The sequence below is a fragment of the Streptomyces sp. bgisy027 genome (assembly GCF_057710365.1).
This window is the reverse complement of the sequence record NZ_JBYIVZ010000046.1, coordinates 26,265-40,140: the sequence shown is the minus strand read 5'-3', so window position 1 is coordinate 40,140 and position 13,876 is coordinate 26,265. Positions and strand designations below refer to the sequence as shown.

General features: G+C 71.0%; 16 protein-coding genes. 1 reads left to right on the top strand and 15 read right to left on the bottom strand.

Features of this window, described 5'->3' with window-relative positions; all coding sequences use genetic code 11:
- Positions 1–197 precede the first annotated feature (197 nt).
- From AC3ETA_RS35940 to AC3ETA_RS35905, 8 genes are all read right to left on the bottom strand, one after another.
- The gene (locus tag AC3ETA_RS35940; RefSeq protein WP_432197080.1) at positions 198–539 is read right to left on the bottom strand and encodes a hypothetical protein; all 342 of its coding nucleotides are present in this window, start codon (positions 537–539) and stop codon (positions 198–200) included.
- Positions 536–1,480 carry an AAA family ATPase gene (locus tag AC3ETA_RS35935; RefSeq protein WP_432197079.1) on the bottom strand — a complete coding sequence of 315 codons (945 nt, stop codon included), beginning with the start codon at positions 1,478–1,480 and terminating at the stop codon, positions 536–538. The genes AC3ETA_RS35940 and AC3ETA_RS35935 overlap by 4 nt, the downstream gene beginning before the upstream one ends.
- Positions 1,477–1,827: a hypothetical protein gene (locus tag AC3ETA_RS35930; protein WP_432197078.1), complete on the bottom strand. Its 351-nt coding sequence runs from the start codon at positions 1,825–1,827 to the stop codon at positions 1,477–1,479. Before AC3ETA_RS35930 ends, AC3ETA_RS35935 begins: the two co-directional genes overlap by 4 nt.
- Positions 1,824–2,330: a hypothetical protein gene (locus AC3ETA_RS35925; RefSeq protein WP_432197077.1), complete on the bottom strand. Its 507-nt coding sequence runs from the start codon at positions 2,328–2,330 to the stop codon at positions 1,824–1,826. The genes AC3ETA_RS35930 and AC3ETA_RS35925 overlap by 4 nt, the downstream gene beginning before the upstream one ends.
- A gap of 115 nt (positions 2,331–2,445) precedes the next feature.
- A complete protein-coding gene (locus AC3ETA_RS35920) occupies positions 2,446–2,955 on the bottom strand; it encodes an RRQRL motif-containing zinc-binding protein (protein ID WP_432197076.1) in 510 nt (169 codons plus the stop codon).
- Between the two features lie 195 nt (positions 2,956–3,150).
- A complete protein-coding gene (locus AC3ETA_RS35915) occupies positions 3,151–3,387 on the bottom strand; it encodes a hypothetical protein (protein ID WP_432197075.1) in 237 nt (78 codons plus the stop codon).
- A gap of 110 nt (positions 3,388–3,497) precedes the next feature.
- Complete coding sequence (locus AC3ETA_RS35910; RefSeq protein WP_432197074.1) at positions 3,498–4,301, bottom strand: hypothetical protein; 804 nt, start codon at positions 4,299–4,301, stop codon at positions 3,498–3,500.
- A 122-nt stretch (positions 4,302–4,423) separates the two neighbouring features.
- Positions 4,424–4,975: a DUF6197 family protein gene (locus tag AC3ETA_RS35905; protein ID WP_432197073.1), complete on the bottom strand. Its 552-nt coding sequence runs from the start codon at positions 4,973–4,975 to the stop codon at positions 4,424–4,426.
- A 158-nt stretch (positions 4,976–5,133) separates the two neighbouring features.
- On the opposite strand from AC3ETA_RS35905, the gene AC3ETA_RS35900 reads away from it, so the two are divergent.
- Complete coding sequence (locus AC3ETA_RS35900) at positions 5,134–5,295, top strand: hypothetical protein (RefSeq protein ID WP_210595504.1); 162 nt, start codon at positions 5,134–5,136, stop codon at positions 5,293–5,295.
- Here the strand turns inward: AC3ETA_RS35900 and AC3ETA_RS35895 are convergent, their stop codons facing one another.
- The 7 genes from AC3ETA_RS35895 to AC3ETA_RS35865 form a co-directional block, all read right to left on the bottom strand.
- The gene (locus AC3ETA_RS35895) at positions 5,296–5,484 is read right to left on the bottom strand and encodes a hypothetical protein (protein ID WP_432197072.1); all 189 of its coding nucleotides are present in this window, start codon (positions 5,482–5,484) and stop codon (positions 5,296–5,298) included. It abuts the gene before it with no gap.
- Between the two features lie 80 nt (positions 5,485–5,564).
- The gene (locus AC3ETA_RS35890; RefSeq protein ID WP_432197071.1) at positions 5,565–7,703 is read right to left on the bottom strand and encodes a chromosome segregation protein ParM; all 2,139 of its coding nucleotides are present in this window, start codon (positions 7,701–7,703) and stop codon (positions 5,565–5,567) included.
- Between the two features lie 79 nt (positions 7,704–7,782).
- On the bottom strand, positions 7,783–8,202 hold the full coding sequence (locus tag AC3ETA_RS35885; RefSeq protein ID WP_432197070.1) for a conjugal transfer protein TraB: 420 nt from the start codon (positions 8,200–8,202) through the stop codon (positions 7,783–7,785).
- Positions 8,203–8,221: 19 nt separating this feature from the next.
- Entirely contained in the window at positions 8,222–10,408 is a 2,187-nt protein-coding gene (locus AC3ETA_RS35880; RefSeq protein ID WP_432197069.1) for an ATP/GTP-binding protein, read from the bottom strand.
- A 129-nt stretch (positions 10,409–10,537) separates the two neighbouring features.
- A complete protein-coding gene (locus AC3ETA_RS35875; RefSeq protein ID WP_432197068.1) occupies positions 10,538–10,846 on the bottom strand; it encodes a hypothetical protein in 309 nt (102 codons plus the stop codon).
- Positions 10,843–11,319, bottom strand: a complete 477-nt coding sequence (locus tag AC3ETA_RS35870; RefSeq protein ID WP_432197067.1) for a hypothetical protein — start codon at positions 11,317–11,319, stop codon at positions 10,843–10,845. The genes AC3ETA_RS35875 and AC3ETA_RS35870 overlap by 4 nt, the downstream gene beginning before the upstream one ends.
- Before the next feature lie 115 nt (positions 11,320–11,434).
- On the bottom strand, positions 11,435–13,195 hold the full coding sequence (locus AC3ETA_RS35865; protein WP_432197066.1) for a DUF2637 domain-containing protein: 1,761 nt from the start codon (positions 13,193–13,195) through the stop codon (positions 11,435–11,437).
- Positions 13,196–13,876: the final 681 nt, after the last annotated feature.

The window sequence follows — 13,876 nt, the reverse complement described above, 5'->3', positions numbered from 1 at the left end:
CGGGGCAGGCGACTGGTTTGGACGCCGGTGTGCGCCTGTCCCGGGGCGGAGCTACAGCTCGTAGGTGTCGGAGTTGAGCCAGCTGTACGGGCTCTTCCAGCGGTCGGCCCACGCGGCGGACCAGTCAGGTTCCCGGCGGGCCAGTAGCCGCAGGCTCCCCATCAGCCGGCGGCCGTGGGAATCTCGAGGCCGCCCTCCTACTCGGTGCCTCGGGCCGTCGCGTTCGACGGCGAACAGGCGGGCTGTGGCATGGCCGGGGGCGACTGTGTGGCGCTCCCCGTGAAGTGCTGCCGGTTGGCGAGGGCCAGGAACTCGAATCCGAGCTCTGGCGCGGACAGGATCGTCCGGAGGATCGAAGCGAATCCGTCGCGCTCGATAGGGTTCAGGCGGTCCCACACCGCGTGCGCGTCGGCATGAACGCCGACGGCCTGGAGGTAGGCCTCTTCCGTCGTGAGGGTGTACTCAGCTCCACACCGGCCGCACCGGTAGATGGCCTGGTCCCAGCCGGAAGAAGATCCGGTGGTGGGCTTGATGGTCATCCGCCGACCGCCTCCAGCGCCTGTGCAGCGTGGTCGTCGGCCTCCTGGTCGACATCGTCGGAGCCGCCGTGAACGGTGCAGGCGACGTCTGGATCCCGGTCACGGTCGCCGGTGAGCGCGCCCCACAGGTCGGTGACCGTGTAGGCCGGCGCCCACGCCTCGCCCTCGCATTCGTCGTCGAAAGGGCAGGGCAGCAGGACCTCGAAGCCCACGCTGCCCTCGCCGTCGATGTCCGTGCGCAGGGCGAGGGTGAGGTACTGCTGGCCGATGCGGATCTCCGCGACACGGTCGTCCCCGGCGAGGGTGGAGCCGTCCTTCCAGCGCCACAGCGGAAGGAGTTCAGCGCCGAAGAACCGGCGGGGCAGGATCAGGTCGCCCAGGCCGTCGCTGCCGCCCGTGCCGAGCTCCCGGATCCGGATATTGCTGATCTGCTCCAGGAACGGCTCCAACCGGTACAGGCTGTCGGCGAAGAGGACCTCGTTGAAGCCCTCCGAGCTCAGGTTCGGGTGGGCGGCGACCATGGCCCGGTGCTGGTCGGCGACCACGCTTGCAGGCACGGCCCGGTTGGCGGGCCTGCTCTCCTGCCGCTCGATACACACCGAGGCGGGGGTGGGCACCAAGACCGCGATGACGGGCATGTTGTGCCGCTTGGCGGCGGCGATCAGCGGCTGCCGCGCCGGCCTGGTGACGTTCGTGGCGTCGACGACGGTGAACTTGCGCCGCGCCATGCGGCGTTCCAGCAGCAGGTGCAGGACGTCGACCGCGTCGTCAGTGGCCTCCTGGCAGCCTTCGTCGTCGCTGACCGCGCCCCTTATGGCATCGAGCGAAAGGACCTGGGAGGCGGGCCAGGTGCGGGCCAGCGTCGACTTGCCCGCGCCGGACGCGCCGATGAGAACCACCAGGCAACGTTCTGGCAGCTGCGGATAAGACAGCGAGGTCATAGGAGCTCTCCTTGGGGGTCGAGGGAGCGGGCAGCCCAGCTCAGGAGCTGCCCGGCGTTGTCGGTGAGGAGTTCGGCCGCCTCGTGCAGGGGGCAGGAGGCGTCACCGTCGCGGTCGGGCTCGATCTGCTCAGCCCGGCGTGCAGCGGCGGTGACCAAATGCGCGAGGGCGGGGAAGAGGCCACCGGGAACGTCGGTGTCTTCACGGAGCTCGCGCAGGATCGCGGCGAGCTCGCGGGCGTCGACGTCGTCGGCGGCCAGGTCGTCCTCGATCTGCTGGAAGGCGAGCTGGGCGATGCCTGCGGAGGCGCGCACCCTGTCGAGGCGGCTGCGGGCGCGGCCGGTCACCGGGTGGTGACCTTGGTGGTGGCGACCAGGGCGGCGGCGGTCTCCCAGCCGTGGTGCCAGGCACTGTCCATGTGGAAGGCGCCGTTGATGCCGAAGTCGGCGAGCTTGTAAAAGCCGCCCTTGCCGGTCTTGGTGGCGATCCTCTCCAGCAGGCCCTTGACCGGGACGCGTCGGTCGGCGGCGTAGTGGGTGCCGAAGGAGATGGCGAGCGCGGCCGCGGCGGCCGCCGGGTGGACCCGGATGCCGAGCGCGCGGGCGCCGGCCCCGGCGACGACCGCCTGGGTGGCCGTGTAGGTGAGGCAGTGGTGCAGGCACGCCTTGCGGCCGTCCGCGGTGCCGTGGACGGTCTTCTCGTCGGTGGCCGGGTCCTCGTAGGTGACCGGGAATTCGTCGGAGGCGCCCTTCACGCGGGCGCAGTAGTCGGTCTGGAGCCAGAAGTCGCCGATGGCGCTGGCGGCGCGGGTCAGTCCGAGCAGGGCGGCGAAGGTCGCGGCACGCTGCATGATGGTGTCTCTCCTGATCTCTTATGCGGGGTGAAGGAGTGGGCGCCGGCCTCTTCGCCGATGTGCGGTCGCCCGACGGTTCCGCCCCGGCCTGCATTGCCGGGGCGGAGCTGTTTCAGCGGCCGTCACCGCTCGGGGGTGCTGCCGGGGCAGGCGGCGAGTCGGTGTGGGCCGGGGCCGGGTAGGTCATGACGGTGTCGGGGCTGGGCTCGTAGCCCTTGTCACACGGTTCGCACTGGCCCTGGGTGCGCAGAGGGAGGCACGCGTAGTACCGCCTTCGGCATGTGGGGCACGTTTGCCGGGCGGCCATCGCCCGGTCCAGCGCGGCTTCCTGTGCCAGAGTCGGAACGCGCTTCGGGACCGCCAGTTCGATGCGGTAGAACCAGGCCCTGCGTCGCCCGCCGCGCCATACAAGTGGAATGGTCGGCTGCTGTCCGCCGGGGCTCATCCCCAGGGCGCGCAGCTGGCGGCGGGTCACGAGTCCGGTCTCCGGGATGGGGCCTTCGCCGCGTAGCGCTGCGCGTATGGCCGCGGCGCCGGGGGCACAGTTCCATCCGAACTCCAGCGGGCTGCCGTCGTCGTAGAGGTCAACGTCGACCAGGTCGTCTTCGCCCGGGTGGTCCATCACTGCCTCCAGGCGCCGGGTAACTGGCGGGGCTGCTGCGGGTAGCGGGGGCCCGGGCGAAAGGGGCGGAGCCGGCCGATCCGGCGGCGCGGGCGGGGGATGAGCACGAGCGGTTCCTCCAGTTGTCGGTGGACAGCGCTGCGCCCCGCCGACGTCGTGCTGGTGTCGGCGGGGCGCAGCGGGTAGTGCGGCTGGTTATGCGGCGAGGCCGTGGGCCGTGCGCGTGGGGTGCTCACCAGGCGTGGCCGGTGCGGGTGTGGTGTGGCCCGGCCGGGGCGTCTCCGGCTGCTGGGGGGCGCCGTGCAGGTGAGTGCCGACCAGATAGCCGATCAGCAGCCCAGTGACGCCGAAGACCTTGTGGCGATTGACCTTCCACCAGGTCGGGGCCGGGGGCTCGGTGAGCACTCCTATGACGGTCGGGGCGTTCGCCAAGACGGGGTCTCCTTCTCGCTCGGAACGGGGTGGTGCGTGCGGCCGGACGGCCTGTCCGGTCCTCGCCCGCCGCGTCAGACGGGGGCGAGGGCCAGGCAGGGAGGCCGGGGTCAGCGCTGGAGCGGGTGGATGTTGTCGGGAGCGAGGTCGTCGCCCGCTGGTGTGGGGGCGGGGATCGTGGCGTGCAGGTGGAGCGCCGGGTTGAACTGGGGCTGGAACTGCGGCGGGTGGTTGTGGACGATGGGCCGCAGGGTCAGGCCGCGCAGGGCGAAGATGCTGGCCAGCGCCCACATGAGGGCGGCGAGCCCGGTGGTGGCGGCGCGGCCCCCGGCGGGGGCGGCGGACCAGATCATGGCGAGGCTGCCGATGCCGAACAGCAGCCAGGCGATTCGGGCGCCGGCGTTGCCGAGGAAGCCTCCGACCAGGCCGATCAGCCCGGTCAGCTGCCAGAACGCGTACAGGGCGGCCGGGGAGACGGTCAGGTGTGCGGCCTGGTCGGCGAGGAAGACGCGGACGGGGTGGTCGATCGTGTCCCACAGTCCGCTGCCGCCACCGACGCTGGGGGCTTGGGCGGCGGACAAGCTCTTGAGCATGGCGGAGACGATGTCGCCGGCGGCGTCGACCATCATCGCGATGAGGCTGAGACCGCCGAACAGGCATACCGCCTTGATCCAGTTGGCGATCTCGTGCCAGCTGGCGTGCCGGGCCTGGGAGACGTCCTCCCAGCGCTGGTGGAGGAAGCCACCCTGCTGCCAGGAGGCGTTCCACGCGGCGCGAAACCGGGCGAAGCGCTTCGTGCGGGGCCCGTCCTTCGCATCGGGCGGCGGGGGCGTCTGCCCGAGCAGGTCGAGGAAGTTCGGGTTGTCCTGACCGTTGATGGGCTGGCCGTTGGTGGGCTTGTCGTCGGACTGCATGGCGGGGCGACTCCCTCGTTCGGGTTCAGGTGATGGGCGGTGCGGTGGTGCGCGGGCCGGACGGCCTGGCCCGCACCCGACCACGAGGGTTCGGGTGCGAGGCAGGTGGTCCGGAGCAGGGGCTAGAGGCCGCAGGCGTCGGCGAGGCGGGCGGCCTGGTCAACCATGCGGACCGGAACGCGGCCGTTTGCCCAGGCGTCGTTGAAGCTCGGTACAGAGTCGACGTCGTTGCCGAACTCGCGGCGGATCGCGTCCAGGAGCACAGCGGCCGCATCCGCTTCCAGGCCGCGGTCGCCGCCCGCTTCGGCGCGTAGGGAGCCGAGCATGCAGCGGAAGCCGTTCTCGTCGATGAGGGCGTCCTTGCACCAGCCGCCGGTGAGCAGACGGTGGTGAGCGCGCTGCAGGAGGGCAGCCACCGGGGTCGGGTACAGGTCCGGGAGCGGGGCGGGCCCGGTGTCGATGGGGACGGTGATGACGTCGGCCAGGTCCACGGGCTCGATGGGGATGTGTGCCGTGTTGACCTCGTAGGCGACGGCCGCTTCGTCCAGCCGCACGGTCATCTCCGCGTTGATGAACGCCAAGCGTTCCTCGAGGGTCAGTTCCACCGGCGGCGTGGCGGCCTGGGTAGTCGGGGCGGGGTGGTCGGTGGCGGGGGAGGGCAAGGTGTGGGACATCGTGGGCTCCTGGCCGGGACCGCGAAGGGCGCCGCTGGTGGTGTCCAGCGGCGCCCTTCGGCGTCGTGCAGCAGGGGAGTTGGGCGCTGGCGGTGGGTAGTCACCGGCTACGCGCCCCAGGCATCCTCGAACCAGCAGGCGCGGGGAAGGGGGTTCGGGTGGAGTTCGTCTTCGAGTGCGGATGGTGCGGCGGGGACAACTTCTTCGTGGGCAAGCAGGTCGGCTTCTGGGTCGACAAGTGGGAGGTGCCCGCGGAGTGGGACTGCCGCTTCTGCGACGGGCTCAACTACACGCATGACCCGCCGTGGACCGAGGCGTAGTCAGAAGCTGGAGATCAATCCGGCGAGCGAGGCGAGGCCAAGGTTGATGGTCGGGGCCAGGCCGGTCGCGGCGAGGGTGAAGCCGAACAGCGTGCAGGCCAGCGCGGGGCCGATGCGGACGTATCCGCCCTTGAGCAGGACGAAGACGATGATGGCCAGCAGTACGGCGGCGGAGATGGACAGGGCCACGGCGGCGGTGCTCCTTCGCAAGGGGTGGGGTGGGGCCGGCCGCGCTCGGGCGGGCCGGCCCCAGGGATGGGTGGGTGTGATCAGGCGTCGGTGAGGTTCCTGATGGCCTCCAGCGCCTGGCGGGGAGAGGCGAGCTGCTCGGAGCGGCGGCCGCCGCCTTTGGGGCCACGCCCGCCTCCGCCCTTGCCGCCGCCTCCGCCGCCGCGTCGGCGGGAGCGGCTCTCGCCGTCGTCGTCCTCGTCGGGCTCGGGCCAGAACTCGCCGGGCCTGACGGGCTCGTTCCAGTCGAACCACAGGCCGCGCTTGGTCAGCTCCGCGACCTCGTAGTCGGTGAGCCGGTTGACCTCGTCGGGGAAGAGCCCGGAGAGGTCGGTGTCGAAGTCCGCGTACAGCGACCGCATGAGCACGGCGCGGCCGTTGTCGAGGACGATGACCGCGACGCCGCCCGTGGAGACGCCGTTTTCCGGGTCGGCCTCGCCCCGCATGGCCCGCTCGATCGCGGAGCCCTCGCTGCGGGAGTAGCGGGCGGGGATGGTCGGCACGTCGTAGGCGTTCTCCATGGTGCCCTCCGCTGCCTTGCGGGTGGCGCCTGGCGAGCCCATGTTGAAGATGACCGGCCGGGAGTTCTGCCGCAGGTTGTCCTTCATCTCGGTGGAGAACCCGTTGTGCGCGAACGGCGACTGGCCGGCCGGGTTGAAGCCGATGCCGTACTTCAGGCCGGTGACCGTGAGGTCCTCGCCGTCCTTCTGGATGAACTCGCCGAAGTCCCCGTCCTGCGCCGCGGTCATGAACTCATCCGCGTACACGTTCAGCTGCCGGTACGGGCAGCGTGTGTCGCCCGGCTTGTAGTCGTGCGGCTGGCCGTCGTGCGGCCAGGGCATCTCCGCCCTGATCTCGCACAGCGCCTTCGCCGCCCGCAGCTGCCGCGCCATCCACAGTGCGTTCGAGCCCTGCCGGTCGATGTACCTGCCGAGCGTGGTCGTCTTCTCGTCTTTGCGGACGGTGGACAGCCACACCACCTGGCCGTCCAGGGACTGGGCGGCCATGTGGATCGCGAAGTACTGCGTCTTGCCCGACCGGGACACCCCGAGGGTGAGGCCGTGGGCTGCGGCGTTCTTGTCGTGCTGGTACACCATGGTCCTCACCGGCTGGCCGGTGATGGTGACGCCGCACACGTACATGCCCTTGGCGTCCGGGGTGAGCAGCTCGCGGGTGGCGGAGAAGATCTGCGACAGCGGCGGCTCGTCGAACGCGCTGATCAGGAACTCCGAGCCGTCGATGAGGACGAAATTGCAGGAGTCGTCCTCGGGCAGCCCGAGTGCGCGGCAGACCTTGGCGAGGTCGATGCGCGGGGTGTCGGTGGAGTCGGCCATCTTCGCCCGGTAGAAGGTCACCCCCCTTTCGTCGTCGCGGGTCTTGTGGACGAGCTCGGAGCCGGGCGCGCCGCCGTTGGGCCCTGCGACCCGGTCCGTCCAGCGTTCCTGTGCGGTCGGCTTGGTGCGCCGCCGGGCGTTGGCGTCGGGGGTGATGCGGGCTTCCATCCAGCCGGGGCCGCCCTGGCGGCCGGGCTGGATGGCGACTTCCGCCAGGTCGACGTCGCTGGAGTGCACGCCGAACGGGGCGGCGACCGCGGCTTCCGACAGGCCGGTGATCGGCCGGCCGGTCTCCGAGGCGCGCAGCAGGATCGTCATGTCGTGCTGCTGGCCGGGGTGCCGGGTGGCTTTGACGATGTGCGTGCGGCCGGGCATCCCGGCCTGCTCCCACAGAATCCGCGCGTCGCGGGTGAGCAGGTCGGCTCCGTCGTCCGGCTGCGCCACCGAGGGCTCGGGGGCTTCGGCGCTCGCCTGCTGCGGGGCCGGGGCGGCGACGGCGGGACGGTGACGGGTGTGCCGGGAGAACGGCATCACCAGCAGCCCGGCGGCCGCCCAGCTGGCGGCAAGCAGCCCGTCCATCCAGTACGGGCCCCAGCCGGTGGTCGTCTTGGCGGCGACGTCGACGGCGGCGGCCAGGACCAGCGGGGACCAGCGCAGCATCTTGCGTCCGGCACCGATCTCATTGCTCCTGGCGGCGAGGAACCATCCGGCGGCCCCGGCTGCGCCGGCCAGCTGCACGACCTGGTTGACGGGGCTGTCGGGGTACATGTTCGGGGCCACGGCCAGCACGGGCGCGGCGAGGGTGTAGGCGAGGCGTTCGAGCGCGGCACTGCGCGGCGTGGTCACCGGCTTCTCCTTCGGCGAATGAGCACGGGCGGCCCCGCAGCTGCGGGGCCGCCCGTGGAAGGGTGGGGGAGGGGAGGGGTCAGCGGTTGAAGAACCCCGGGCGGGGCGTCTTCTCACGCCGGTTGGAGCGGATGTCGTCCAGCGCCCCGTACAGCCCTGAGTGGGTGCGCCGGGTCTGGTGGGTGAGGTCGGCGGTCTCCTCAGCGGTGTCGGCCAGCTTGCGGACCTCGATCGCGGCGCCGCCCAGGGCGACGGCCACCAGGTTGGTCAGCTCCACGTACTTGACGTCCAGGCCGGCGTCGGCGATGTCGCGGGCCACGTCCTCGGTGCGGGAGGCGTTGGCGTTCATGCTGCGCCTCAGCGACTCCAGTTCCAGGGTGGCGTCATCCATGGCCTTGCCCAGCCTGAGGAGTTTGGCCTGGACGGCCTTGTAACGGTTGTCGTCGTCGGACGGGGCGGGTGATGCGCTGGTCTTGCGGGGCGCCGGGTCGCTGCTCATCAGCGTCTTTCCTCACTTTCTAGTCGTGGTGGGCGGCGGCCGACGCGTACGTCAGGCCCGCGTCTTCCTTGGCGGCCATGTCCTGGCCGTAGACCCGGGCGACTTCGCGGGCTGCGAGCGTGGCGGCCTCCTTGGCGACGCCGCACTGCTCGGCACACCGTTCGGCCTGCCCCTTCATACGGCCCGCGGCGTCCGCGAGATTCGCGATCAGGTCGGTGACCTGCGTGGAGATGTTGTGGTCGCCGATCAGGTCGCTGGCCATGTCCCGCAGGGCGTCGGCGACCTTGCTCAGTGACTTCGCCAGGGCTTCGGCCCGTTCCTGGTCCATGCCGGCCCGGATGGCGATCTTCGCCATCGCCATCAGGAACTCGTCGAACGTGATGTCCGTGCGGTGCTGGGTGGCCAGGCCGCTGCGCCCGGACGGCCTGCTGACTTGCGAGCTGCTCACGCTGCTCCCTTCCGTGCTGACGGGTCGGCTGGTGCCGGGCCGTTTGGTGTGCTTCTCCGGCGCGGGCGGCAGGCTCCTCGCGCCGGTCGTGACGGCCGCAGGGCCGTCAGGGACGATGTAGGCGTCGACGATGTCGTCCTCGCCCTTGGCGTCGGTGCGCGGCCGGCGGGTGGGGCGGTCGGGCCACTCCACCGTCGGGATGGTGTCCTCCGCACCGAACGGGCTGTCCGTCGGCCGGCTTCGCCGACCGGCACCAGCCGTACGACCGCGCCCTGCCCGGCCGGTGCGGCCTGCGCGGCGGGTACGTCCGCGTCGTCCGGCCCGGTCCGTGCCGCCGGTGCGCCGCCGCCGGAACCGGCGCCGCTTCTTCGCACCGTCAGACGTCCCGTCGCCGCCCGTTGAGTCGGTGCCCGGCGGATCGCCCGCTGTGCCGTCTTTCTTGGCGCTGGAGCCCTTGTCAGGGCCGTCCTTGGCGGCCTTCCCGTCGGTGCCCTTGCCCTTGGCTTTGGAGTCCTTGTCCTTGGTCGGGTTCACCTTCTCGGGACCGGGCTTGGCGTCCTTCGTCTCCCCAGCGTCCTTCGCGTCGGCGCGGCGCTTGTCCCAGCGGCGCTGGGCTTCCTCGCCGACGGCCTTGCCCAGCGTGGTGCGGCCCGGACCGGCCGCTGCGGCTTCCCGCGTCGCCTTCCGTGCCGCGTCCCGCTCCTGCCGCTTCGCGCGGCGGTCCTGCCACGCCTGCTGCCGCTGGGCGCGGGCCTGGTCGCGGTCCTTGGTCCGGTCCGCGAGGCCGGCGGCGTGCCCGGCGCTGCGCCGCTCCTGCCGCCCGGCCTGCCGGGCCCCGGCGCGCTCCTGGCGGCCGCGGGCCCGCTCAGTGCGGGCTCCGGACGCCTGACTTGCGCTGTCGCCCTTGGAGTTACCGTTCCGGCCGGATCCGCCAGAGCCCGTCTGAGAGCCTTTCGACCCACCGGACGCACCGCTGCGCCCGGAACCGGCTGCGCGGCTGCCAGAGCCCGTCTGGGAGCCCTTCGAGCCGCCCTTGGCGCCTCCGCCGCCCCCGGTCGATCCGGGCCCAGAACGGCCGCCGGGGCCGCCGGAGTTGGAGCCGCGCGAGCCGCCGGACCGGTTCAATCCCGGGCCCGAGCTGTTGCGGGACGGGCCGCGCGAGGACCCGCCCCCGCTGCCGGCCTTCGAGCGGCCCTTGTCCGCCCCCAGGCCGGAGCTCGAGCTGGACGACTTCGTGCGGTCGGCGTCGGCCTTTCCGCGCGCCGCCGCCTTGTCGCCCTTCGCTTTCATCATCGCGGCGTGGAGCTTTCCGTTCTGCTCCATCATCGCGACTTCCTGCGCGGTGCGGCCCTCCAGCAGCGCCGCCTTCCGTGCTATTTCAGCCTCACGGAAAGGCGCTTCGCTTTCATGGTCGGCCCGCGCCTTTTCCAGCCGGAATTCCAGCCAGTCACCGAGACGGTCAGCGAGAGAACGAGGCTGCTCGTATTCACCTTCCTCGTATTCGCTTTCGTCTTCACCGGTTTCCGGTGCGGTAATTCCTCCGGAACGCAGTGCCGTCGCCGGGTCCGGGGCGGCAGGAATCGGCGGCAGTTCCATCGTCGTCTCTTCCGGGCGCTCCGGGGGAGCCTCCGGAATGTCTTCCGGCGCTGGAATGGTGTCGATGAAATCCGGGATCGGCGGCAGCGTGTACATGGAATCACCGCTCCAGGGACCCTGGACCAGGGTCCCGCCGCCGGTGTCGTCGGACTCGTCGGACACGGTGCACCTCCCTTCAGGGGGACTTGACAGACAGTGGGGTCTCGTGTGCACGCGCGTGCACGTGCACGTGTGCACGCTCTACGCGCGCGAGGCCCCGCCGGAGTCCGGCGGGGCCTTCGTGGGTGACGCTCAGTTACGCGGGCCGTGCTGCTTGAGGACGGTGTCCGCGTACTGCATGAGGTGGTCGAACAGCCGCGGGTCGCCCGCCTGCCGCTTCTCCAGCACGAGCTTGAAGAGGCGGCAGACCAGCGTGAACGCGGTGATGACATCGCCGCGACCGGCTTTGACTTCCCTGGTGATTTCGGATCGAGTAACGCGGAGCCAGAATTCCATCCGGCCGATTTCACCGCGACTTTCGATCGCCTTGCGCTCTTCTTCCTGCAGCCAGCCGTTCCGTCCCTGAATTGAGCGTTCGGCACTGCTGAGGGGGCGCGTCACGCCGACTCCCGACCGAGGTCGTAAATCGACGTGGGACCACTGTAGCCGGAATTCTGGTTTTGTGCACCCTCCTGCGGGGCGCTGGGTGCGGCCTGGAGGGTCGGCGGGTTCTTCTTCCGCTGCCTTTCGATCTCCTTTTCCTTCCTGTCTTTGACCGTATTCACAACGGCCTCGTCGTGGGCGCGGCGCTTATAGGCGCTCTTTTCCAGGCCCTCGGTCAGGTTATTCAGGTTCTTGAGGACCTGTCCGAGAGCCTTTTCGACGGGCAGTGCGCGCAGCCTGGCGTGGTACCAGCGGTCGCCCTCCACGTGCGTCTTGCGCAGGTGCACGCGGGTCTCGATCGCGAGGGTCTCCAGGTTCTTGCCGATGTCCAGCAGGACCCGCTGGACATCGGCCAGGTACCGGGCAGTTGCCTCCGGGCTCTGCGCGACGTCGCGCAGAGGGGAGTGGTTCGGGTCGTTGTTGCTGTTCACGGCGGGGTTTCCCTCCTGGTGTACTGGTGGGGTTGTGACTGCTTCCGGCAGTCGCAGCGGAGGGCCAGCCCAATGCCCGTGGGCTGGCCCTCACTGGTGTGTGCCGGACGGTGGATCAGAGGTGGTAGCCGTCGGCGAGCAAGGTGCTGGCCTCCTGGCGGTACTTCGAGGCGGTGTCCGTGGACGACACCTCGAACTCGCGCTGGACGTCGGCGATCGAGATCACCCGGCACAGCTCGCGGTGGATTTCGTCTGCACCGAGGCCGACCGGCACGACGCCGGCCGCGAGCGCCATGCGCGCGACCTTGCGGACCGCCCGCTCGCGCGGGCTGAGCTTCGCGGTGTCCTCGATTTCGACCGCGCGCCGCTCGGTTTCGGCGGCGGCGAGCCGCGTTTCGGCGGCGCGGAGTTCGGTTTCGGCTTCCCGCTCGCGGGCGGTCTGCGTGTTGGCGCGAGCGGTCGCCGTGCGCTGCTCTTCCTCCGCCGTGAGTCGGTCGGCTTCGGCGGCGAGGCGACGCGTTTCGGCAGCGCCCTTCTCCGTTTCGGCAGCGGCCGCGTCAGCTTCGGCCGTAGCCTTGCGGGCTTCGGCGATACGCTCCGTCTCGATCGCCTGCGCCTCTGCCGCGGCGACCCGGTCGGCCTCCGCCGCTTCCTTCCGCTTCTCGGCTGCCTGGCGCTCCAGTTCGGCGGTACGAAGGTCCGCTTCGGCCTTCGCCTCGCGCTCCTGGGACTCCTTTCGCTCCGCCTCCGCCTCACGGGCCCGGGCTTCGGCGATGACGGCCGTCTCCAGCGCTGCTTCCTCCCGCTCAGCGGCCCGCTCTGCGGCGCTGACCTGGGCACGGGCATGCGCACGGGCCTGGCCGGTCTGGCCGTCGACCTCCGCGCGGACCGCCTCCACCTTGCCCTTGGCGCGCAGCCGCTCGGCTTCGGACTCCGCCTGGGCGACCTCGCTGCGCGTCTGTGCGTCCAGGCGCCGGCGCTCGGCTTCCTCCTCCCGCTCCTGGGCTGCCTGTTCCTGCTCGTCGGGCATGGCCAGGGCCTGGTCGACGGTGTAGCCGTACGGGGCCATCTTCATCGGCAGCAGTTCGTCCTCGCTGGCTGAGGACAGGTCGCCGTCGTGCTTGCGCTTGAGCCACTGCTCGTAGGCGATGAGCTGCTGGTCACGGCGGATCATCTCCGGGTAGGAGGTGACGCCCCACAGCCGCATCCGGCGGAAGATCCGGGCGGTCGCGAACGGGGCGAGGATCCATCGCAGCCACGGAATCGAGTCGCGTTCGGCCTGCTCAGGGCGGACAACGCGGTCGATGGCGTCACGGCCCAGCTCCACCACGGTGATGAAGAGGACCGGCACGACACCGTGGGCACCGGCCGCGACGTAGTCGATCAGCTTCCAGGCGCCCTCAGGGGCGCCGGAAGCGGCGTTGAGGACGACGGTCGCGCCGGTCAGCAGCCACACCGGGTAGCGGATCCAGTTGATGGGGCGCCGGAGCCAGGCCATCAGCAGGTCGACGGCGATCATCACCATGATGCCGACGTCGACGCCGACCGTGAACAGGCGGCCCTTGTCCAGCGACTTGAAGCGGAGCTTCTTGTGGGCGAACTCCGCGACGTGCTCGAAGCTGAGGTAGAGGCCGATGCCCGCGAGGGCGAGCGCGGCGATCACGATCGCTGCGGCCGCCAGCTTCTGGCTCCCGGTCAGCTTCCTGGGGGAGGGCTCTGGTCCGGTTCCACTTTCCGTCTCCGAAACGAACTCCGGCGCGTCCGAAACGGCGCCGGTCGTCTTCGAAACCGGCTGAGACGTTCCCGAAACGGCGGCCGGTGGAGCCGTCTCGGGGTCGGGTTCGGCCGCGGTTCGCGGCCAGTCGGTGAGTGTCATGAGGGCCTCCGGAATGGGCGGTTCAGGGTGTGAGCGAAACGGTGGCGGGTGCGCACGAAACGCAGTCGGCTGTTGCCGAAATGGCGTCTGGTGGAGCCGAAGCGGGGCCTCAGTGGGCCGCGTGCTGCTGCGAGGGGTGCTTGCGCAGGCTGTCTGCGAGGTCCTGCATTTCGCGGAGCTGCTCGCGCTGCGCCTCGATCTGCCTCTGGAGGCGGTCGACCAGCCGGTCGCCCCATCGGCACGGGGCGCGGTGGTAGTTGTCGTGCCAGGCGATGGGCCAGTCCGTGGCGTCCAGGCCGATCTCCTTGGCCACCTGCCACCAGGGGGTGTCTTCGTCCTCGCCCGTAGCGCGCACCTGCTGGTGGGCAAGCTGGGCGATGTCCGCGGCGACCGCGTCAAACCGGTCGGCTGCGGTACGGGCGGCCTGCTCCGTCTCGGTCAGCCGCAGCAGCGCCGCCTGCCAGTGCCCGTCACTACTCGCCCGCAGGGCCTCGAAGGCAGCGAAGAGGGTGTCGCGGGCACAGGTCCAGTCCTGCCACAGCGGGGCCGCCTGGCGAAGCAAGGGAAGGACGTGGAGACGGAATCGGGCCCGGCCCCACCAGGTGCGTGCGGCCCGGTACTCGGTCGACAGGCGGAGCCGGTCCTCACGGGAGACCAACGGGTCCGTCCACGCCTCGCCGG